Consider the following 21,404-nt stretch of genomic DNA (forward strand, 5'->3'; position numbering starts at 1 on the left):
TGGGTTCTCCCTTAAAATATAAGATAATGAATCTTACTAGTTTCTATTTCTTAGAGTCGGTGAGTAGCAAGGATTAAAGTCAATTCACAGCCGACGCGACGATCCGCCGCCTCCGGCCTGTTCCGCGGATAAAAAAGCAGGTCCAGAAAGAGGTTTCTGGGACAATATAAATTTCGTCAGTTATTTCAGAAGGATGGCAGGAAACGGAATTCGGCGCTATCTGTGGATAAGCTGGGGAGAAAAAAGGGCGGCAATGGCCCTATCCCCAGAACGCACAAGCCCGCCTGATCCGCATCCGCGGGAGTCGCGAATGTGGAAAACTAGGCGGTTTTCCCGAGGCCGGGTCCGGGCCTGGGAGAACTTCATGGTCTCTCCCGAGTTATCAACAAAGGGTTAAGTTTAACGTGGAGAACAGAAAAAACTTCTTCCATCTGCACCTCATATCTGACTCCACGGGCGAGACTCTCATCTCCGCGGGTCGGGCCGCATCGGCACAGTTCCAGTCGTCGCTGGCGGTGGAACATGTCTATCCGCTGATCCGCAACCGCAAACAGCTGCTGGCTGTGCTCGAGGCGCTCGACCGTGAACCGGGCATCGTTCTTTATACGATTGTCGATCAGGACCTGGCCGAGCTCATCGATCAGCGATGCCGGGAAATGGGCTTGCCCTGTGTCAACGTCCTTGAACCGGTCATGGCGACCTTCCAGGCCTATCTCGGGGCACCGTCCCGTCGCCGGGTTGGCGCCCAGCACGCGCTCAACGCAGATTATTTCAAGCGTATCGAAGCGCTCAATTTCACCATGGATCACGACGACGGCCAGATGCCGGAGGACTACGATGAGGCGGATGTCGTGCTGATCGGCATCAGCCGCACCTCGAAAACGCCGACCAGCATCTATCTCGCCAACCGCGGCATCAAGACCGCCAACATCCCGATCGTGCCGGGGGTCGATCTGCCGGACAGCCTATACCGCGCCACCCACCCGCTGATCGTCGGCCTCGTCGCCACGACCGATCGGATTAGCCAGGTGCGTGAACACCGCGAACTCGGTGTCACCCAAGGCTTCGACCGGCGCCATTATACGGACCGTGCGACGATCAACGAGGAGCTGAAATACGCTCGCGCGCTTTGCGCCCGCCAGAACTGGCCTGTCATCGACGTAACCCGCCGGTCGATAGAGGAGACGGCAGCCGCAATCGTTGCGCTACGCCCGAAGCTGCGTTAAGCGAATCCGCTCGCAGCCTTTGGGAGATTTCCGTGACAGTGCCGCTCGTACTCGCCTCCTCCAGCCCTTTTCGCCGGATGCTGATGGAAAATGCCGGCCTCGCTTTTGAAAGCAGGGCGGCGGATATCGACGAGCGGAAAATCGAAGCCGGACTGGAGGGCGTAAGCCCCGATGAGGTGGCGCTGAAGCTCGCCAAGGCAAAGGCGGTGGATGTGAGCCGCCATTTCCCCGGCGCCTTGGTGATCGGCTCGGACCAGACCATGTCGCTCGGAAGCCGTGTCTATCACAAGCCGAAGACCCTTGCCGAAGCGAAAGAGAATCTGCTTTCCCTTTCGGACAGAACCCATCGCCTGAACAGCGCAATCGCTTTTGTGCGTGACAACGAGATCGTCTGGGAACATGTCGCCCATGCGGATCTCACTGTCCGGAAGCTAAATGATACCTTTGTCGACCGTTACCTGTCGCGGGTCGGGGAAAAGGTCTACGGCAGTGTCGGGGCCTATCAGCTGGAAGGGGAGGGCATCCAGTTGTTTTCGGGGATCGAGGGCGACTATTTCACCATACTCGGCTTGCCCATGCTGCCGCTTCTCGAAAAGCTCCGCGAACTGGGAGCGATCGATGGCTGATTCACGTGAAACATTTTTGGTTAATGCTTTCGTAACCGGCTGGCCGGTGAAACATTCCCGTTCCCCGTTGATCCATGGCTATTGGCTGAAGAAGTTCGAAATTGCCGGGACCTACAGGCCCGAGGCCGTGACCGAAGCAGACTTCCCCGCCTTCATCCAATCGCTGAAAGACGGAAGCTCCGGCTTTCGCGGCGGCAATGTCACCATTCCCCACAAGGAGCTTGCCTTCAAGCTTTCCGACCGGCCGGATGATCTGGCGGAAGAGCTTGGCGCGTCGAACACGCTCTGGATGGAAGACGGCCTGTTGCATGCCACCAACACCGACGGCCACGGGTTCACCGCCAATCTGGACGACCGACATCCGGGCTGGGACAAGATCGACCGCGCTGTGATTTTGGGCGCGGGCGGCGCAAGCCGCGCCGTCATCCAGGCGATACGGGATCGCGGCGTCAGTGAGATCCATGTGGTCAATCGGACAATTTCACGCGCCGAGGAACTCGCCGATCGGTTCGGCGCGAAAGTTCATGCCCATCCTGTCGAGGCGCTGCACGAGGTCATGTCCGGAGCAGGCCTTTTTGTGAACACGACCTCGCTTGGCATGGACGGCGGAGAAGCGCTGAAGATCGACTTCGCGCCGTTGGCGTCCGGCGCGGTCGTCACCGATATCGTCTACGTCCCATTGAAAACGCCGCTGCTCGTCCAGGCCAAAGAACAGGGTTTCGCGACTGTCGACGGGCTCGGCATGCTGTTGCACCAGGCTGTGCCCGGCTTCGAAAAATGGTTCGACCGTCGCCCGGTTGTCGATGAAACCCTTCGCGACCTCGTCATCGCCGATATGGAAAACCACGGATGATCGTCATCGGCCTTACCGGCTCCATCGGAATGGGAAAATCGACGACCGCGAAAATGTTCGCGGAAGAGGGTGTCCCGGTGAATGACGCCGATGCCGTCGTCCACGATCTCTACCGTACCGATGCGGTGGCACCCGTCGGTGAGGCGTTTCCCGGCACGGTCAAGGATGATGTCGTCGACCGTCAGGAACTGTCCCGCCAGCTTTCGGCGTCGCCTGAAAAATTCCCGGTCCTCGAAGCGATCGTCCATCCGTTGGTCCGCAAGCGTGAAGTCGATTTCCTGACCCGCCACAGAGAGGCCGGCACTGACCTCGTGCTCCTCGATATTCCGCTTCTCTTCGAAGTGAAGGGCGCGGATCGCGTCGATGTTATTGTCGTTGTCACCTGCGATCCACAGATACAGCGCGACAGGGTGCTTGCGCGTCCCGGCATGACGGAGGAAAAATTGGCGATGATTCTCTCCCGTCAGATGCCCGATGCGGAAAAACGGAAAAAAGCCGATTTCCTTGTCGATACGGGCCTTGGACTGGACGCGGCGAGAAAACGGGTTCGCGAGATCATCGCATCTCTGAAGGCCGGGAAGACGAGCGAGAAAAAGCCACATGCGTGAGATCATCTTCGATACGGAAACCACGGGCCTCGAATCGAAGGTCGACCGGGTGATCGAAATCGGCGGCATCGAACTGATCAACAATTTCCCGACCGGGAGAACGCTGCATCTCTATATCAACCCGGGCGACCGCAAGGTTCATCCGGACGCGCTTGCCGTGCACGGCATTACCGACGAGTTCCTGAAGGATAAGCCGAGCTTCGGGGATGTCGCGCAGCAGATCATCGAGTTCTTCGATGGCGCCAAGTGGATCGCCCATAATGCGACCTTCGACATGGGCTTCATGAATGCGGAATTCGGCCGTCTCGGCCTGCCGCCCGTGATGTCCGACCAGGTCATCGATACCCTGGCCATGGCCCGCCGCAAACATCCGATGGGTCCGAATTCGCTTGATGCGCTCTGCCGTCGCTACGGTATCGACAATGCCCATCGCACCAAGCACGGCGCGCTGCTCGACTCCGAACTGCTCGCCGAAGTCTATATCGAGATGACCGGCGGCCGGCAGACGGCGCTCGGCCTGATGGGTAACGAGCGGTCTTCGACGGTGATCGAGGTCGAGGAAGTCGTAATCGAGGTTGCGGGTCGTCCCCGGCCTCTTGGCCCCCGGCTGACCGAAGCCGAGATCGAAGCGCATGCGGCCATGGTCACGTCGCTGAAGGACAAGGCAGTCTGGCTGAAGTACAAGCCGGCCGAATAAAAAAGCCCGGGTCGAAGCCCGGGCTCTTTCGTCAAATCTGGAAAATTTTGGCTTAGCTGTCCAGCACCTGAACCTTGGAACGGGCCTGTTCCTCGGCCATGCGTTGCGTGAACATCTGCGCGAAGTCGATCGGGTCGATCATCAGCGGCGGGAAGCCGCCATTGCGCGTGACGTCCGCAATGATCTGGCGGGCGAACGGGAACAGGAGACGCGGGCACTCGATGAAGAGCAGCGGCAGCATGTGTTCCTGCGGAAAACCGGTGATGCGGAAGACGCCGCCATACACCAGTTCGGCCGCGAAGACGATCTTGTCGCCTTCCTTGGCTTCGGCGTTCAGCGTCAGGATAACGTCGAAATCGGCGTCGGAAAGCGGATTGGCATTGACGTTGACATTGATGTTGATCGCCGGCGCCTTGTCGCGCGCCTGCAGCGAACGCGGAGCGCCCGGGTTCTCGAAGGAGAGATCCTTGGTGTACTGCGCCAGGATGTTGAGGGACGGCGTTGCGGCCTGGTTGTTATCGTCTGCCATTGGGATTTCCTCGAGGCTTTGGAGCGTTGAGGCCCTCTAACATTTCGTCTGGGGGCTTACAACCCTGGCCAACCCGCAGGACCTCTCAAGGTTCCTTGCTTTTGGGGCCAGCCCAGGGCGAAGAGGCATCGGGATCGCGATGGTAATCCTGCTCGTCGAGATCGACCACCGGTCCGGTTTTCTTGGCCTCCGGCGAAGGCCTCGGGCTTTCGTAGCGATAGCCTTCGCTGCGCGGCGAACGGACGACGACGATGCGGCGGCCGACCACAGACCAGATCAGGCTGCGCACGAAGGGAATGAACAGCGCCAGCCCGATGATGTCGGTGAGGAAGCCAGGCAGCAGCAGCAGGATTCCGGCGACGACGATCATCGCGCCGTCGATCAGGGCGCGGCCAGGCGCGCGACCGTCGCGGCTCTCGGTCGAAATCTTCCTCAGGATCTGGGTCCCCTGGTTGCGCAGCAAAAGGGCTCCGAGCACTGCGGTACCGATCACCAGACCGAGCGTCGCCCAGAGGCCTACTGCTTTGCCGACGAGCACGAAGCCCGCGATTTCGGCGAGCGGCCAGCCGATCAGAAAGAGCGGCACGAGAAAGAAGCGCATGATATTCCCTGTGTCGTGATATCGGGTTGCGCGCAAAGCGCTAACGTCTTCGCCATTTGAATGATAGGCGTATGCAGACTATATGAGAGACTGCACCGAATATTTAAACGCCAAATGCGGGTTAAGATGGGCTCCAACGACTTTATAACACTCTTTTTCCTTGTCGCAGCGGTTCTGATCTTCCTGCAACTGCGCAGTGTGCTCGGACGCCGGACGGGAAGCGAGAAGCCGCCGTTCGATCCTTACAGCCCCCGCGACGTCGCGAAAAATCCGGGTGGCGACGACAGCAAGGTCGTGACCCTGCCGCGCCGGGATGCCGCGGAGGACGAGCAGCGTTATGCGGATGTCGACGCTCTCGCCAAGCCGGATACGCCTCTCAACGCCGCGCTGCGAGAATTGGTCAAGTCCGATCCTTCCTTCCGCCCCCGCGAGTTCCTGAACGGTGCCCGCATGGCCTACGAGATGATCGTCATGGCTTTCGCCGACGGCGACCGGAAGACGCTGAAGGGCCTTCTCTCGAAAGAGGTTTTCGACGGTTTCGACACGGCGATCACCGACCGGGAATCCCGCGGCGAAGTGGTGAAGTCGACATTCGTCGGCATCGACAAGTCGGATATCACCCATGCAGCCGTCAAGGATGCGGAGGAACAGATTACCGTCCGGATTGTCAGCCAGCTCATTTCCGCCACCTATGACAAGGCCGGCGCGCTGATCGACGGCGACCAGGAAACCGTTGCCGAAGTCACCGACATCTGGACCTTCGCCCGCGACATTCACTCCCGCGATCCGAACTGGAGATTGGTCGCCACCGAATCCGAACAATGACCTTGAGCTCTGCGGATTATACTCTTCGGCCGGTATCCTTCCCCGATCTTGCGGGGTGGGGCGATGATGATCCGACTGCGCTGTTTGCCGGCATGCGCGCGTCGCTGGAGCATATCCGCAAGGTCAAGCCGTACCGCACCGGCTCCCTTGGCCTGACGGCCGAGGAACTCGCCACCTTCATCGAAGCCGCCCGGGACATCCCGGGCGGTCCCGTTTCTGCCCGGGCCTTTTTCGAGACCCATTGCACCCCCTTCCTGATCGCCCGCAACGACGGCCGGCGCGGTTTCGTCACCGCTTTCTACGAGCCGGAGATCGAGGTCTCGGAAACGAGAGATACGGTGTGGGCGCATCCTTTCTACTATCGTCCAGACGATCTCATTGATCTCGACGACAGTAACCGTTCAGCGGGATTGGACTCCGGCTACATGTTTGGCCGGCAGACGGTGGGCGGAATCGTGCCCTACCCGGATCGCGGCGAGATCGACCGTGGTTTTCTCGAGGGCCGGGGCTTGGAGATCGCTTATGCGAAATCCAAGGTCGATGTCTTCTTCATCCATGTCCAGGGTGCTGCAACGCTGAGATATCCGGACGGCAGCATCCGCCGGATCACCTATGCCGCCAAGGCGGGTCATCCGTTCTCGCCCATCGGCAAGCTGCTGATAGACCGCGGCGAGATCGACCCCGCGAAGATTTCCATGCAGAGCATCCGCGCATGGCTGGCTAGGAATCCGGCTAAGGTTGACGAGGTGCTCTGGCATAATCGTTCCTATATCTTCTTCAGGGAAGCGGATGTCTCTGATCCGTCGCTCGGGCCGGTGGCTGCCGCCAAGGTGCCGCTGATCCCGGGGCGCTCGCTCGCGGTCGATCGCCAGATCCACACATTCGGTTTCCCCTTTTTCATCCGGTCCGAAACGCTGACCCATATGGATAACGGAAAACCCTTCGCGCGGCTGATGCTGGCGCTCGACACCGGCTCGGCGATCGTCGGCCCGGCGCGCGGCGACATTTTTACCGGTTCCGGCTTCGAGGCGGGCGAGCTTGCTGGAACCGTACGCAACGACGCGGACTTCTATATCCTCATCCCCAAGGCAGCGTCTGTCAGGTACGGCGGATGAAGGGCGGTCGCAAACTTGATCCGGAAGAGCGGATATTGTGGGGAAGGGTCGCGAAGTCAGCCCGCGCCTTGCCGGGCCGCATGAAGGAGATTTTGCAATTCGAGGAAGCGGAGGCCGCAAAGATCGCCGCGGAGGAAGCGGTCGTCGAAGCGAAAAAACCGAAACCCGCGCCGCGACAGGAGAGTTATGCGGTCGAACTTCCGGCCACCGTTCCGGCCAGGCGTCCGGTGGGTTCTCATCAGCCGCTCGAAAAGCCCGTCAAAAAAAAGCTCGCCAAGGGCCGGCTGCCGATCGATGCTCGGCTCGATCTGCACGGACTATTCCAGGGCGAGGCCCACGACCTGCTTCTCGACTTTCTGCTGAGAGCCCATGAACGTGGCCTTCGCCATGTGCTGGTGATTACCGGCAAGGGCAGCTCGATGGGCAGCGAAGGCGCGCTGCGGCGTGCCGTGCCTCTTTGGTTTTCGAAAGCCGAGTTCCGGTTTCTGATCTCGTCCTATGAATGGGCGGCGCGCCATCACGGCGGGGAGGGCGCCATGTATGTGCGGCTTTCGCGCGGCCGCGGAGATCGGGAATGACCCCCTTTGGCCATGCACTGAGAGAGCTGCGCCGCCGTAAGGGTATCACCCAGCGCGAGCTTGCCGAGGCGATCGGCGTCACGCCTGCCTATCTTTCCGCCCTGGAGCATGGAAAGCGCGGCCGGCCGACCTTCGAACTGCTGCAGCGGATCGCCGGTTATTTCAACGTCATCTGGGACGAGGCGGAAGAACTTTTCCGCCTTGCCGAAGCGTCGCATCCGAAAGTCGTGCTCGATACCGCGGGTCTGCCGCCATCATACACCGGCTTTGCCAACCGGCTGGCGCAGCGGATTCGCTCTTTACCGCCCGACGTGATAGAGGAAATGGACACGCTCCTCAAAAAAGCCGAGATGCGAGGCTGAATTCGCTGCGCATCCACGGCTTTCATGCCGTATTGGCGAGGCTCAACCTTTAGAAACCGCCCCGATTTCCCTATATTCTGAGGGTGGAATGGCCGGTGATTCGCTTAACCGGCATCTCAAACGAATTGGAAGATACTTGATGACCGATACACCCGTCAGCGATAATGGCGCGAGTGCCGAATATGGTGCCGACTCGATCAAGGTTCTGAAGGGCCTCGATGCAGTGCGCAAGCGGCCCGGCATGTATATCGGCGATACGGACGACGGCTCCGGCCTGCATCACATGGTCTACGAAGTCGTGGACAACGCGATCGACGAGGCGCTGGCCGGCCATGCCGACCTTGTGACCGTGACCCTTAATGCCGACGGTTCGATCACCGTTACGGACAACGGACGCGGCATCCCGACCGACATTCACACCGGCGAAGGCGTATCCGCCGCCGAAGTGATCATGACCCAGCTCCACGCGGGTGGTAAATTCGACCAGAATTCCTACAAGGTCTCGGGCGGTCTGCATGGCGTCGGCGTCTCCGTCGTCAACGCGCTGTCCGTCTGGCTGAAACTGCGCATCCGCCGCAACGGCAAGCTCCACGAGATCTCCTTTACCCACGGCGTTGCTGACGGCCCGCTCAAGGTCATCGGCGAATACGAAGGCCGTTCCGGAACCGAGGTCACCTTCCTCGCCAGCTCCGACACCTTCACGATGACCGAATATGACTACGGCACGCTCGAGCATCGTCTGCGCGAACTGGCTTTCCTGAATTCCGGTGTCAGAATCCGGCTAACGGACAAGCGCAAGCCGGATGTCAAGGAAGAAGAGATGCTGTATGACGGCGGCCTCGAAGCCTTCGTCCGTTATCTCGATCGCTCCAAGAAGCCGCTGGTCGAAAAGCCCGTCAGCATCAAGGGCGAAAAGGACGGCATGACCGTCGAAGTGGCCATGTGGTGGAACGACAGCTACCACGAAAACATGCTCTGCTTCACCAACAACATTCCCCAGCGCGATGGCGGCACCCATATGGCCGGCTTCCGCGGCGCCCTGACGCGCCAGGTGACGTCCTATGCGGATAGTTCCGGCATCACCAAGAAGGAAAAGGTTACGCTACAGGGCGAAGACTGCCGCGAAGGCCTGACCGCGGTGCTTTCCGTCAAGGTGCCCGACCCCAAGTTTTCATCGCAGACCAAGGATAAGCTTGTTTCTTCGGAAGTTCGGCCTGTGGTCGAAAGCCTGATGAACGAAGCGCTAAGCACCTGGTTCGAGGAACATCCGACCGAAGCGAAGATCCTCGTCGGCAAGGTGGTAGAAGCAGCCGTCGCCCGCGAAGCCGCCCGCAAGGCCCGCGAACTGACCCGCCGCAAGGGCGTGCTCGACATCGCCTCGCTGCCCGGCAAGCTCGCCGACTGCTCCGAGCGCGATCCGGCCAAATCCGAACTCTTCCTCGTCGAAGGTGACTCCGCTGGCGGTTCCGCCAAGCAGGGCCGTTCGCGTGAGAACCAGGCGATCCTCCCGCTCCGCGGCAAGATTCTCAACGTCGAACGTGCCCGTTTCGACAAGATGCTCGGAAGCCAGGAAATCGGCACGCTGATCACGGCGCTCGGCACATCGATCGGCAAGGACGAGTTCAACGCCGACAAGCTGCGTTACCACAAGATCATCATCATGACGGACGCTGACGTCGACGGCGCCCATATCCGCACCTTGCTTCTGACCTTCTTCTTCCGCCAGATGCCGGAACTGATCGAGCGCGGCCATATCTATATCGCCCAGCCGCCGCTCTATAAGGTCAGCCGCGGCAAGTCCATTCAGTACCTGAAGAACGAAGTCGCCCTGGAAGAATACCTCATTACTATGGGCCTCGAGGAAGCGACCCTGACGCTCGGCTCCGGTGAAGTCCGTGCCGGCCAGGATATGCGCGAAGTCATCCAGGATGCGCTGCGTCTGCGCGCCCTGGTCGAGGGCCTGCATTCCCGCTACAGCCGCTCGATCATCGAACAGGCCGCGATCGCCGGCGCACTCAATCCGGAACTCACGGACAACCGCGAGCGGGCTCTGGAGACCGCCGCCGAAGTCGCCCGCCGCCTGGATATGATCGCAGAGGAGACCGAACGCGGCTGGGCCGGCCATGTGACGGACGAGGGCGGCCTGCGGTTTGAGCGCATGGTGCGCGGCGTCAAGGAAGTCGCGGCCGTGGACGTGGCGCTGATCGGTTCGGCCGATGCCCGCCATATCGACCAGATGACCACGCGCCTGCAGGAAATCTACCGCACGCCGCCGGTCCTCACGCGCAAGGAGGGCCAGCAGGAAATGTCCGGCCCCCGCGCGCTGCTGGAATCGATCTTCGCGACAGGCCGCAAGGGCCTCTCCATGCAGCGCTACAAGGGCCTCGGCGAGATGAATGCCGAGCAGCTCTGGGAAACGACGCTCGATCCGAACGTCCGCTCGCTGCTGCAGGTCAGGGTCAACGATGCGACCGACGCCGACGGTCTCTTCTCGCGCCTGATGGGCGACGAGGTCGAGCCGCGCCGCGAATTCATCCAGGAAAACGCGCTGAGCGTCGCCAACCTCGACATCTGACGTCGAAGCTTCACAAACAAAAAAGCGGCGGTCCTGATCGGGCCGCCGCTTTTCGTTTGTCCAGTCAAAAGTGTTTCACGTGAATCTTTCCTGTGGATATGGATTCACGTGAAACAATTTCTGAGCCGGCGCTCAGGGCTCGCCGCTGAATTTCCCTTCGAAGGCGATCTCGGAAACCGGCTTGCGCTTGCTCGGGAATTCCCGCTCGGCAAGATCGTCGGGCAGGGTGGTTCTGTCGGCCATCCGGCCGATCGCAGCCGCTGCCTCGACCCGGTAACCTTCCGGAATTCCCAGAACCTTGACGGCCTTTTCCTTGTCGAGACCCTCCATGCCGTGGGCATGGTAACCGAGCTTCATTGCCTGTGAGATGACCGAGAACCAGGCAGCACCCGTATCGTAGGAATGGGTGTAGGCGGGCCGGTGTTCGCCATTGCTGGTAACCCGATATGTCTTCGACACGACGATCATCAGCGCCGCCGCGTTCTGGGCCCAGCGCTGGTTGCCAGGCACGAGAATGTCGAGGAGCACCGGAAAAGAAGGCGTTCCGCGCAGCGCATAGATAAAGCGCCAGGGCTGGTTATTGCCGGAGGAGGGCGCCCAATGGGCCGCATCGAGGATCGTCAGCATGGTCGCCTGATCGATCGTTTCCTCGGTAAACGCCCGCGGCGACCAGCGGTCGAGGAAGAAGGTATCGATCGGAAATTCCGAATCGCGGGTGTTGCTGCTGGTCATGGGCATTCTCCGAAATTGTAGGCGGTGAGTACATTTAACATTAACAATAGGCCCGTCGACCTGCTTGGCAACAGACTCCTGGTTGGCTGAAAACGGGCGTGACAAGCCGGGATGCATGTTCCATAAACCTCCTCGCTTAAATGGAGGATCATGTTTTGAAACTGATGCGCATTGGTGAGCCGGGCCATGAAACGCCGGCACTTTTTGACAACAAGGGCAAGATTCGCGATCTGTCCGGTCATGTCGCCGATATTGCCGGGCCCGCCATTTCCCCGGAAGGCCTTGCCAGGATCGCCGCTCTCGATCCGGAAAGCTTAGCTGAATTGCAGCCGACCCGCATCGGCGCTTGCGTCGCCGGCACCGGAAAGTTCATCTGCATCGGCCTCAACTATTCCGACCACGCGGCCGAAACCGGGGCGACCGTACCTCCGGAGCCGATCATCTTCATGAAGGCGACCTCCGCCATCGTCGGCCCGAACGACGACGTGGTCATCCCGCGTGGTTCTGAGAAGACCGACTGGGAAGTCGAGCTCGGGGTGGTCATCGGCAAGACCGCGAAATATGTCTCGGAAGCCGATGCGATGGACTATGTCGCCGGCTACTGCCTGACCAACGACGTCTCCGAGCGCGCCTTCCAGAGCGAACGCTCCGGCCAGTGGACCAAGGGCAAGTCCTGCGACACCTTCGGTCCGATCGGACCCTGGCTCGTCACCAAGGATGAAATCGCCGACCCGCAGAACCTCGGCATGTGGCTCACGGTCAACGGCGAGAGGATGCAGAACGGTTCCACCAAGACGATGGTCTACGGCGTCCGTTATCTCGTCTCCTACCTCAGCCAGTTCATGTCGCTGCATCCGGGCGACATCATCTCCACCGGCACGCCTCCGGGCGTCGGCCTCGGCATGAAACCGCAGCGTTTCCTGAAACCCGGCGAAGTCGTCGAGCTCGGCATCGATGGCCTCGGCACCCAGCGGCAGACCTTCGCAGCCGACATCTAAATGATCGGGGGACTCATGCCTGCCGGCAGCCATGAGTCCTTAACCAGGCTTGGAAGGTGGAACTTTAAGGCTTACATGTCATTCTCAAGACAGCAGAATGATCTGCGGTTCCGCCTTCCTCTTGGCCAATTCAGCCGGTATTCCCCATAATGTTGCACCGCAATAGAAAAGTGCTAGCCTATCCCCACGCTGCTCCTGAACCGATCGGTTCGATGCCCTTGTCGAATGCGCTGTCGGAAATCACGAAAGGTAGCACCTCGATGTTCTATCAGCTCTACGAGATGAACCACGCCGCGATGGCTCCCGTTCGCGCCGCCGCGGATGCCATGCACTTCTTCTATTCCAACCCGCTCAATCCGTTTTCCCATACGACGATGGGCCGGACGCTGTCCGCCGGCCTTCAAGTCTTCGAGCGCGTGACGCGCCGATACGGCAAGCCGGCCTTCGATCTCCCCTTCACGATCGTCGAAGGCGAGACCGTCGCGGTAACCGAAGAGATCGTCTGGAACAAGCCGTTCTGCAATCTCCTGCATTTCCGCCGCGATCTGCCGGCCGGCCGTGCCCCTGACCAGAAGATCCTGATCGTCGCGCCGATGTCCGGTCATTATGCGACCCTGTTGCGCGGCACCGTGGAAGCGCTGCTGCCAAGCGCCGATGTCTACATCACGGACTGGATCGACGCCCGCATGGTGCCGATCACCGACGGCCGCTTCGACCTCGACGACTATATCGACTACATCATCGAGATGCTGCATGCGATCGGGCCTGGCGCCCATGTCATCGGTGTCTGCCAGCCTTCCGTCCCCGTGCTTGCTGCCGTGGCGGTGATGGAATCGCAGCGCGATTCGATGCTCCCGGCTTCGATGATCCTGATGGGCGGCCCGATCGATACCCGCATCAACCCGACCGCCGTCAACAAGCTTGCGGAAGAGCATCCGATCGAGTGGTTCCGCGACAACGTCATCATGAACGTGCCGTGGCCGCATTCCGGTTTCATGCGCCGCGTCTATCCGGGGTTCTTGCAATTGTCCGGTTTCATGTCGATGAACCTCGACCGGCACGTGAGCGCCCACAAGGAATTCTTCCAGCACCTCGTCAAGAACGACGGCGAGTCCGCCGAGAAGCATCGCGAGTTCTACGACGAATATCTGGCGGTCATGGACCTCACCGAGGAGTTCTACCTCCAGACCGTCGACACGGTCTTCATCAAGCATTCGCTGCCGAAGGGCGAAATGATGCACCGGAACGTTCCGGTCGATACCGGGCTCATCCGTCAGGTTGCGCTTCTGACCATCGAAGGCGAGAACGACGATATTTCCGGGCTCGGCCAGACCAATGCGGCGCAGACGATCTGCCCGAACATTCCCGATGAGATGCGCATGCACTACATGCAGCCGGATGTAGGCCATTACGGCGTGTTCAACGGCTCGCGTTTCCGTCGGGAGATCGCCCCGCGGATCGTCGCCTTCACCCAGAAACATGCCAAGCCTGCGGCCAAGAAGACTCCGGTCAAGCGAGTGATAAAGGGCGGCAAGGCCGGCTAAGCGCGTCGGGTTCTTCGAATTCCGATTTATATTTCAGCATCTTCTTGAATTTAATGATCCGTCTTCTTGAAGGCGGATCATGGGCTCACCAAATCGGAATGAGACGGGCTGGCATGTGGCCACCCGCTGAAACATCAGGGTGTGACCAATGAACCAGTCAGCATTGATTCGTCCGGATTGGACGCCGGCCACCATCGCTCTCATGGTGCTCGGTTTCGTCGTTTTCTGGCCTCTCGGCCTTGCCATGCTCGCCTATATTCTCTTCGGGGACAGGCTCCGCGGCTTCAAGCGCGATGCCAACGACCGCGCCGATCGTATGTTCGCCGGCTGCCGTCGGGCGAAGTCCCGTTACAACACGCATTTCACCACCGGCAACGTCGCCTTCGACGATTGGCGCAAGACCGAGATCGACCGGATCGAAGAAGAGCGCCGCAAGCTGGACGAAATGCGCGAAGAGTTCGACAACTATGTGCGTGAGCTTCGCCGAGCCAAGGACCAGGACGAGTTCGATCGCTTCATGCGCGAGCGGCAGAACCGCTCTTCCGGCCAGAACCCGGTTGTCGATCTCTGATCCTCCCAAGGATTCACGTGAAACGTGATGGAAAGCCGGCGTCTGTGAGGCGCCGGCTTTTTTATGTAAAGGAATCGGCTAGAAAGGGTCCATGTTCGCGCTTCTGAAAAAGCCAGTCCGCTCCAAACCGAAACCGCTCGAAACGGTGAAGCGGACCCTTGATGTCGGCGATCGGGCGATGCCGCTGACGATCAGGGAGAACCGCCGTGCCACCCGTATCACGCTCCGGATCGAACCCGGCGGCCGCGCGCTCAATCTCACCGTGCCGGCGGGCCTGCTGAAGCGCGAGATCGATGATTTCCTCGACCGCCATCAGGGCTGGCTGCTGACCAAGTTGGCGAAATTCTCGGCGGACAATGCGATTCGCCCCGGCGGCCGCATCGCCTTTCGCGGCGTGCCTCACCGGATCGAACATACCGGCACGCTGCGCGGCCTCACCGAGGCGGTGCTGATCGACGGCGAACCGGTACTGAGGGTCAGCGGCCTCGAGGAGCACATGGGCCGCCGGCTCTCCGCCTTCTTCAAGAAGGAGGCGCGCAAGGATCTCGAAGTGCTGGTCGCCCGCCACGCCGCCGCCATCCGCAAGCCGATCAAGTCTGTCTCCATGAAGGACACCCGCAGCCGCTGGGGATCCTGCTCCTGGGACGGAAACCTCAGCTTCTCCTGGCGCATCGTCATGGCCCCGCCTCTGATCATCGACTATCTCGCCGCCCATGAAGTGGCGCACCTGAAGGAGATGAACCACGGCCCGAAATTCTGGGCCTTGTGCAGAGAGCTCTGCCCGCGCATGGAGGAAGCGCGCAAATGGCTGAAACAGCACGGCTCGCAGCTGCACGCGATCGATTTCGAGTGACGCGGAGGCAGATGGATCCTCGGGTCAAGCCCGAGGATGACGACGTTGTATGCCGTGCCTGTTCTTCCGCGATCCGTCGCTCTTTCCCCAGTCCTCTCCTTGATCAGCCCGCCAGCCTCTCCTCCGTCATCCTCGGGCTTGACCCGAGGATCCACTCGCAGACACCGATCTAAAGACGCATATTCCGCATGCCTCATCAGCGGCATCAAACACTTAACAACCTTCTCATCCCCGCCGCTCAAACCCATGCCTACAATCCCCTCGCCCCGTTTCGGCTACACCGGCCAGCATTACCGGCGAGATGGGACCGGTGATCTGGCGAACCGCTGTTATGCAAGCGGGTTGCCAGGGGCTGCGCAGAAAATGGTCCTCCTCTCGCCTGAAAAACGGCGGGGCGTGCGTGTATCGCACACAACCCGGTATGGCATCCGTGCTCATTTCCACGGAGTTAAATTCCATACCGCCGCAGAGGGACCGGAGTTGCGCGGAAAAACACACCGAACGGGACACGTCGCGTGTCATTATTAAAATTTCAATTCGAGGCATACGACGTGTCCCGGCCGAAACTGAAATGTCTGGGATCACCAAGGGCGCACTCCGTCCGCCATGATTTGCCTCGACTCCGGCCAAATTTCATGTCAATCCGCACGTCATGAAACCTGATATCAAGATCTGCGGGTTGAAGACCCCCGAGGCTGTCGATCGCGCCGTGGCGCGGGGGGCCTCGCATATCGGCTTCATCTTTTTCGCCAAGAGCCCGCGTTATGTCGAGCCCGACCTTGCCGGTGACCTCGCCGATCGAGTCCGCGGACGGGTGAAGCTCGTCGCGGTGACGGTCGATGCCGATGACGAGGAGCTGGACGACATCGTATCCATGGTGCGGCCCGACATCCTGCAGCTGCATGGCAACGAGAGCCCGGAACGGGTTCTGCAGGTGAAAACGCTCTTCGGTCTGCCGGTCATGAAGGTTTTCTCGGTGAAGGAAGCTGGCGATCTTGACCGGATTGATCCGTATATCGGCGTAGCCGACCGCTTTCTTTTCGATGCCAAAGCGCCTGCCGGATCCGAATTGCCGGGCGGCAACGGCATTTCCTTTGACTGGAGCCTGATGGCTTCCCTTGACGAGGGCGTGGATTACATGCTTTCGGGAGGATTGAACAAGGATAATGCCGTTCTCGCCCTCAAATCGACGCGGGCAAGCGGTATCGACCTATCGTCTGGCGTGGAAAGCGCGCCGGGTATCAAGGACCTTGGAATGATCGATGCGTTTTTCGATGCCGTCGCAGATGCGGGTCGGAAGGGCGCGTGAGGGAGTAGAGAGTGAACGAGACGCCACAACCCAATTCGTTCCGTGCCGGCCCCGATGAGGATGGCCGTTTCGGTATTTTCGGCGGGCGCTTCGTCGCCGAAACGCTGATGCCGCTGATCCTGGATCTCCAGGGCGAATGGGAAAAGGCGAAGAACGATCCTGCCTTCCAGGCGGAACTGGCTGATCTCGGCGCCCATTATATCGGCCGTCCTAGCCCGCTCTATTTCGCCGAGCGCCTGACCGAACATCTTGGCGGCGCAAAGATCTATTTCAAGCGCGAAGAGCTGAACCATACCGGTTCGCACAAGATCAACAACTGCATCGGTCAGATCCTGCTCGCCAAGCGCATGGGCAAGACCCGCATTATCGCCGAGACCGGCGCCGGCCAGCATGGCGTTGCGTCCGCAACCGTTGCCGCCCGTTTCGGTTTCCCCTGCGTCGTCTACATGGGCGCCACCGACGTCGAGCGCCAGGCCCCGAACGTCTTCCGCATGAAGCTCCTCGGCGCCGAAGTCATTCCGGTGACCGCCGGCAACGGCACGCTGAAGGACGCCATGAACGAGGCGCTGCGCGATTGGGTCACCAATGTCGACGACACCTATTACCTGATCGGCACTGCTGCCGGTCCGCATCCCTATCCGGAAATGGTCCGCGACTTCCAGTCGGTCATCGGCACCGAAGCCCGCGCCCAGCTGCTGGAAGCCGAAGGCAGGCTGCCTGACGTGGTCATTGCGGCCGTTGGCGGCGGTTCGAATGCGATCGGCATCTTCCATCCGTTCCTGGATGATCAGAGCGTCAAGATCGTCGGCGTAGAAGCAGGCGGCCGCGGCCTCCAGGGCGTCGAACATTGCGCTTCGATCACCGCCGGATCGCCGGGCGTGCTGCACGGCAACCGTACCTATCTGCTGCAGGACGGCGACGGTCAGATCCTCGAAGGCCATTCGGTCTCGGCCGGCCTCGATTACCCCGGCATCGGTCCGGAACATAGCTGGCTGCATTCGATCGGCCGTGCCGAATACGTGCCGATCATGGACCAGGAAGCGCTCGACGCCTTCCAGGTGCTGACCCGTCTCGAAGGCATCATCCCGGCGCTGGAGCCGAGCCATGCGCTCGCCGAAGTGATCAAGCGTGCCCCGAAGATGGGCAAGGACGAAATCATCCTGATGAATCTGTCGGGCCGTGGAGACAAGGATATCTTCACCGTCGCCAAGATTCTCGGAATGGAAGTGTGATATGACGACACGCATGGACAATCGTTTCGCGGCCCTCAAGGCAGAAGGCCGCCCCGCCCTGATCACCTATTTCATGGGCGGCGATCCGGACTTCGAGACCTCGCTCGGCATCATGAAAGCGCTGCCCGGCGCCGGCGCCGATATCATCGAGCTCGGCATGCCGTTCTCCGATCCGATGGCCGACGGCCCGGCGATCCAGATGGCCGGCCAGCGCGCCCTGAAGGGTGGCCAGACGCTCGCAAAGACGCTCGAACTCGCACGCAGGTTCCGCGAAGGCGATGCCGAGACGCCGATCGTCATGATGGGCTACTACAACCCGATCTATGTCTACGGCGTCGAGAAATTCCTCGATGACGCGATCGCCTCCGGCATCGACGGCCTGATCGTCGTCGACCTGCCGCCGGAAATGGATGACGAGCTCTGCATCCCGGCGCTTGCAAAGGGCGTCAACTTCATCAGGCTTGCCACGCCGACTACCGACGACAAGCGTCTGCCGGCTGTTCTCAAAAACACCTCCGGCTTCGTCTATTACGTCTCGATGAACGGCATTACCGGTTCGGCGCTGCCCGATCCGTCGCTGGTATCCGGCGCGGTCAACCGCATCAAGGGCCATACGGCTCTGCCGGTCTGTGTCGGTTTCGGCGTCAAGACCGCCGATCACGCCAAGGCAATCGGCGCTGCGGCGGATGGTGTCGTTGTCGGCTCGGCAATCGTCAGCCAGATCGCCGGCAGCCTCACCAAGGATGGCAAGGCCGGTCCGGATACCGTGGCTGCAGTCGCAACCCTGGTTCGGGGCCTTGCAACCGGCGTGCGCGCTGCCCGCCTTGTTGCCGCCGAATAGTTTCCCACATTAGGCTTGAGTTAATCGGGAGTACGCCAAGTGAACTGGATCACCAATTACGTCCGGCCGCGCATCAACTCCATGCTCGGTCGTCCCAACCGGGACGTTCCGGAAAATCTCTGGATCAAGTGCCCGGAAACCGGGGAAATGGTCTTTCATAAGGACCTGGAAGAAAACAAGTGGGTCATCCCCGCTTCCGGCTTCCACATGAAGATGCCCGCCAAGTCCCGTCTCGTCGATCTCTTCGACGGCGGTGTCTTCGAAGCGTTTCCGCAGCCGAAGGTCGCCCAGGATCCGCTGAAATTCCGCGATTCGAAGCGTTATGCCGACCGTCTGAAGGACAGCCGCATCAAGACCGAGCAGGAGGACACGATCCTCGCCGGTCTCGGCGAAGTCCAGGGCCTCAAGCTCGTGGCCATCGTCCATGAATTCAACTTCATCGGTGGTTCGCTCGGCATGGCGGCCGGCGAGGCGATCGTCCGGGCTTGCGAACGGGCCGTGACCGAAAAATGCCCGCTGGTGATCTTCCCGGCTTCCGGCGGCGCGCGCATGCAGGAAGGCATCCTGTCGCTGATGCAGCTGCCGCGCACCACGGTCGCGGTCGACATGCTGAAGGAAGCGGGCCTGCCTTATATCGTCGTCCTGACCAACCCGACGACCGGCGGCGTCACCGCCTCCTATGCCATGCTGGGTGATGTCCATATCGCCGAGCCGGGCGCTGAAATCGGTTTCGCCGGCAAGCGCGTCATCGAGCAGACGCTGCGCGAAAAGCTCCCGGAAGGTTTCCAGACCTCGGAATACCTGCTGGAGCATGGCATGGTCGATATGGTGGTGAAGCGCCACGACATTCCGTCGACGCTGGCCAAAACCCTGAAGATGCTGACGAAACAGCCTGTCCAGGAAGCGCTCCCGGCGCCCATCGCGCTCAGCGCTTGACCGAAAGAGAGCATCGAAAGCCGGAGCGGCGGGATGACGACCATGAACGAGCCCGTTGTGAGCGAGGCCGAGCGGGAAATTGAACGACTGATGACCCTTCATCCGAAGGGTTTCGATCTTTCGCTCGACAGAATTACCCGCCTGCTCGAAATGCTGGGCAATCCGCACAAGAAGCTGCCGCGGGTCATCCATGTGGCCGGCACCAACGGCAAGGGCTCCGTGACCGCCTTCTGCCGCGCCCTGCTCGAGGCGGGCGGTTACGCGACGCATGTCCACACGTCCCCACATCTCGTGCACTGGCACGAACGCTATCGGATCGGCGTCAAGGGCGGCCGCAGCCAGATCGTCAGCGACGAGATGCTGGCAGATGCCCTGCGGCGCATCGCGGCGGCCAATGACGGCCAGATGATCACCGTCTTCGAAATCCTGACGGCCGCGACTTTCCTGTTGTTCTCCGAACAGCCGGGCGATGCGGTGATCCTCGAGGTCGGCCTCGGTGGCCGCTTCGATGCCACCAACGTCATTTCCGATCCGGCCGTTTCGGTCATCATGCCGATCTCGCTCGATCATCAGGCCTATCTCGGCGATCGGGTCGAACTGATTGCCGCCGAAAAGGCCGGCATCATGAAGCGCGGCCGTCCCGTCGTCATCGGCCATCAGGAATTCGAAGCGGCCCGCGACGTGCTGGTCTCGACCGCCGACCGGCTCGGCTGTCCGACCGCCGTTTACGGCCAGGAATTTTCCGCCCACGAGGAGTTCGGCCGGCTGATCTACCAGGACGAATTCGGTCTTGCCGATCTGCCGCTGCCGCGGCTGCCGGGCCGCCATCAATATGCCAATGCTGCCGCCGCCATTCGTGCCGTCAAGGCTGCTGGCTTTACCGTCACCGAAGCGATGATGGAAAAGGCGATGGCGGCCGTCGAATGGCCGGCCCGCCTCCAGAAGCTGACCGAAGGCAAACTACTCCAATATGCGCCCGAAGGCTCTGAAATCTGGCTGGATGGCGGGCACAATCCCGGCGCCGGCGAGGTGATCGCCGAGGCAATGGCCTCCTTCGAGGAACGCCAGGCCCGGCCGCTCTACATCATCGCCGGGATGATCAACACCAAGGACCCGATCGGCTACTTTCGCGCCTTTGCCGATATCGCCGAACACGTCTTCACCGTGCGCATCCGCGGCAGCGAATCGGGCCTCGACCCGGTGGTTCTCGCCCATGCCGCCTTTGACGCGGGTCTGGTGGCAGAACCCGCCGGCTCCGCGGCCGAGGCTCTGCAGGAAATCACCCGCCGCCAGGTGCCGGGCGCTCCGCCGCCGCGCATCCTGATCGGCGGCTCGCTTTATTTCGCCGGCAATGTGCTTGCCGACAACGGCACCCCGCCAACCTGACAGCAGGGGCCGCGATAGCAAAAGAAAAAGCCCGGCTGCAGGGAACAGCCGGGCTTCTTTATGCGGGCATGCGACTGGAAGTTAGGCGGCGCTGGAAATCCAGGCCGAAAGGGCAGTCTTCGGAGCAGCACCAACCTTGATGTCGGCGACTTCGCCACCCTTGAACATGGCAAGCGTCGGGATCGAGCGCACGCCGAACTGGGCAGCCAGCTCAGGATTTTCGTCGATATTCAGCTTGACGACCTTCACCTTGCCGGCGAGCTCGTTCGAAATTTCTTCGAGGCTCGGACCGATCATTTTGCAAGGGCCGCACCATTCAGCCCAGAAATCCACGACGACCGGCTGAGCGGAGTCGAGGACTTCGGTCTGGAAGTTGCTGTTATCGACTTTTACGGTAGCCATAGGGC

23 protein-coding genes are annotated in these 21,404 nt (G+C 60.8%); 19 read left to right on the forward strand and 4 right to left on the reverse strand.

The features are described from left to right. The first annotated feature begins 404 nt into the window (after positions 1-404). Genes LZK81_RS00005 through dnaQ form a run of 5 tightly spaced genes read left to right on the forward strand, consistent with a single transcriptional unit; the run spans position 405 to position 4,010 of the window. Positions 405-1,226: a pyruvate, water dikinase regulatory protein gene (locus LZK81_RS00005; protein ID WP_046611875.1), complete on the forward strand. Its 822-nt coding sequence runs from the start codon at positions 405-407 to the stop codon at positions 1,224-1,226. A gap of 32 nt (positions 1,227-1,258) precedes the next feature. After that, entirely contained in the window at positions 1,259-1,852 is a 594-nt protein-coding gene (locus LZK81_RS00010; RefSeq protein ID WP_233954794.1) for a Maf-like protein, read from the forward strand. Beyond that, on the forward strand, positions 1,845-2,705 hold the full coding sequence (locus LZK81_RS00015) for a shikimate dehydrogenase (RefSeq protein ID WP_233954795.1): 861 nt from the start codon (positions 1,845-1,847) through the stop codon (positions 2,703-2,705). Before LZK81_RS00010 ends, LZK81_RS00015 begins: the two co-directional genes overlap by 8 nt. Beyond that, on the forward strand, positions 2,702-3,313 hold the full coding sequence (gene coaE, locus LZK81_RS00020; protein ID WP_233954796.1) for a dephospho-CoA kinase: 612 nt from the start codon (positions 2,702-2,704) through the stop codon (positions 3,311-3,313). Before LZK81_RS00015 ends, coaE begins: the two co-directional genes overlap by 4 nt. After that, complete coding sequence (gene dnaQ, locus LZK81_RS00025) at positions 3,306-4,010, forward strand: DNA polymerase III subunit epsilon (RefSeq protein WP_233954797.1); 705 nt, start codon at positions 3,306-3,308, stop codon at positions 4,008-4,010. Before coaE ends, dnaQ begins: the two co-directional genes overlap by 8 nt. A gap of 52 nt (positions 4,011-4,062) precedes the next feature. Here dnaQ and secB read toward each other — a convergent pair whose 3' ends face one another. Together secB and LZK81_RS00035 are read right to left on the reverse strand one after the other, a co-directional pair. Further along, positions 4,063-4,539 (reverse strand): protein-export chaperone SecB, encoded by a 477-nt coding sequence (secB, locus tag LZK81_RS00030; RefSeq protein ID WP_037086290.1) that lies wholly within the window; start codon positions 4,537-4,539, stop codon positions 4,063-4,065. Positions 4,540-4,624: 85 nt separating this feature from the next. Continuing rightward, the gene (locus LZK81_RS00035) at positions 4,625-5,140 is read right to left on the reverse strand and encodes an FxsA family protein (RefSeq protein WP_233954798.1); all 516 of its coding nucleotides are present in this window, start codon (positions 5,138-5,140) and stop codon (positions 4,625-4,627) included. Positions 5,141-5,266: 126 nt separating this feature from the next. Here LZK81_RS00035 and LZK81_RS00040 point away from each other — a divergent pair, with 126 nt between their 5' ends. The 5 genes from LZK81_RS00040 to gyrB all read left to right on the forward strand — a co-directional run bounded on the left by LZK81_RS00040 (position 5,267) and on the right by gyrB (position 10,595). After that, positions 5,267-5,965, forward strand: a complete 699-nt coding sequence (locus LZK81_RS00040) for a Tim44/TimA family putative adaptor protein (RefSeq protein WP_046606632.1) — start codon at positions 5,267-5,269, stop codon at positions 5,963-5,965. Further along, entirely contained in the window at positions 5,962-7,080 is a 1,119-nt protein-coding gene (locus LZK81_RS00045; RefSeq protein WP_233954800.1) for a murein transglycosylase A, read from the forward strand. The genes LZK81_RS00040 and LZK81_RS00045 overlap by 4 nt, the downstream gene beginning before the upstream one ends. After that, a complete protein-coding gene (locus LZK81_RS00050) occupies positions 7,077-7,658 on the forward strand; it encodes a Smr/MutS family protein (RefSeq protein ID WP_046606630.1) in 582 nt (193 codons plus the stop codon). Before LZK81_RS00045 ends, LZK81_RS00050 begins: the two co-directional genes overlap by 4 nt. Further along, complete coding sequence (locus LZK81_RS00055; protein ID WP_038547381.1) at positions 7,655-8,020, forward strand: helix-turn-helix domain-containing protein; 366 nt, start codon at positions 7,655-7,657, stop codon at positions 8,018-8,020. Before LZK81_RS00050 ends, LZK81_RS00055 begins: the two co-directional genes overlap by 4 nt. Positions 8,021-8,159: 139 nt before the next feature. Then, positions 8,160-10,595, forward strand: a complete 2,436-nt coding sequence (gene gyrB / locus LZK81_RS00060) for a DNA topoisomerase (ATP-hydrolyzing) subunit B (RefSeq protein WP_233954801.1) — start codon at positions 8,160-8,162, stop codon at positions 10,593-10,595. A gap of 132 nt (positions 10,596-10,727) precedes the next feature. Here the strand turns inward: gyrB and LZK81_RS00065 are convergent, their stop codons facing one another. After that, positions 10,728-11,327 carry a nitroreductase family protein gene (locus LZK81_RS00065; protein ID WP_233954802.1) on the reverse strand — a complete coding sequence of 200 codons (600 nt, stop codon included), beginning with the start codon at positions 11,325-11,327 and terminating at the stop codon, positions 10,728-10,730. Between the two features lie 155 nt (positions 11,328-11,482). Here LZK81_RS00065 and LZK81_RS00070 point away from each other — a divergent pair, with 155 nt between their 5' ends. The 9 genes from LZK81_RS00070 (at position 11,483) to LZK81_RS00110 (ending at position 20,997) form a co-directional block, all read left to right on the forward strand. Further along, complete coding sequence (locus LZK81_RS00070; protein ID WP_233954803.1) at positions 11,483-12,325, forward strand: fumarylacetoacetate hydrolase family protein; 843 nt, start codon at positions 11,483-11,485, stop codon at positions 12,323-12,325. A 260-nt stretch (positions 12,326-12,585) separates the two neighbouring features. Further along, positions 12,586-13,869 (forward strand): polyhydroxyalkanoate depolymerase, encoded by a 1,284-nt coding sequence (locus tag LZK81_RS00075; protein ID WP_233956674.1) that lies wholly within the window; start codon positions 12,586-12,588, stop codon positions 13,867-13,869. Between the two features lie 148 nt (positions 13,870-14,017). Continuing rightward, positions 14,018-14,440: a DUF2852 domain-containing protein gene (locus LZK81_RS00080; RefSeq protein ID WP_046611886.1), complete on the forward strand. Its 423-nt coding sequence runs from the start codon at positions 14,018-14,020 to the stop codon at positions 14,438-14,440. A gap of 91 nt (positions 14,441-14,531) precedes the next feature. Then, the gene (locus tag LZK81_RS00085) at positions 14,532-15,293 is read left to right on the forward strand and encodes a M48 family metallopeptidase (RefSeq protein ID WP_233954804.1); all 762 of its coding nucleotides are present in this window, start codon (positions 14,532-14,534) and stop codon (positions 15,291-15,293) included. A 652-nt stretch (positions 15,294-15,945) separates the two neighbouring features. Next, complete coding sequence (locus tag LZK81_RS00090; RefSeq protein ID WP_233954805.1) at positions 15,946-16,602, forward strand: phosphoribosylanthranilate isomerase; 657 nt, start codon at positions 15,946-15,948, stop codon at positions 16,600-16,602. A gap of 11 nt (positions 16,603-16,613) precedes the next feature. After that, positions 16,614-17,834: a tryptophan synthase subunit beta gene (trpB, locus tag LZK81_RS00095; protein ID WP_046607935.1), complete on the forward strand. Its 1,221-nt coding sequence runs from the start codon at positions 16,614-16,616 to the stop codon at positions 17,832-17,834. A 1-nt stretch (position 17,835) separates the two neighbouring features. After that, positions 17,836-18,675 (forward strand): tryptophan synthase subunit alpha, encoded by an 840-nt coding sequence (gene trpA / locus LZK81_RS00100; protein WP_046611890.1) that lies wholly within the window; start codon positions 17,836-17,838, stop codon positions 18,673-18,675. A gap of 39 nt (positions 18,676-18,714) precedes the next feature. Beyond that, positions 18,715-19,611: an acetyl-CoA carboxylase, carboxyltransferase subunit beta gene (accD, locus tag LZK81_RS00105; RefSeq protein ID WP_233954806.1), complete on the forward strand. Its 897-nt coding sequence runs from the start codon at positions 18,715-18,717 to the stop codon at positions 19,609-19,611. A gap of 33 nt (positions 19,612-19,644) precedes the next feature. Beyond that, the gene (locus LZK81_RS00110) at positions 19,645-20,997 is read left to right on the forward strand and encodes a bifunctional folylpolyglutamate synthase/dihydrofolate synthase (RefSeq protein ID WP_233954807.1); all 1,353 of its coding nucleotides are present in this window, start codon (positions 19,645-19,647) and stop codon (positions 20,995-20,997) included. 81 nt (positions 20,998-21,078) lie between these two features. Here the strand turns inward: LZK81_RS00110 and trxA are convergent, their stop codons facing one another. Then, complete coding sequence (gene trxA, locus LZK81_RS00115) at positions 21,079-21,399, reverse strand: thioredoxin (protein WP_007770439.1); 321 nt, start codon at positions 21,397-21,399, stop codon at positions 21,079-21,081. Positions 21,400-21,404: the final 5 nt, after the last annotated feature.

Origin of the sequence: Neorhizobium galegae, assembly GCF_021391675.1 — a bacterium.
In the GTDB taxonomy this organism is placed as follows: Bacteria; Pseudomonadota; Alphaproteobacteria; order Rhizobiales; family Rhizobiaceae; genus Neorhizobium; species Neorhizobium galegae_B.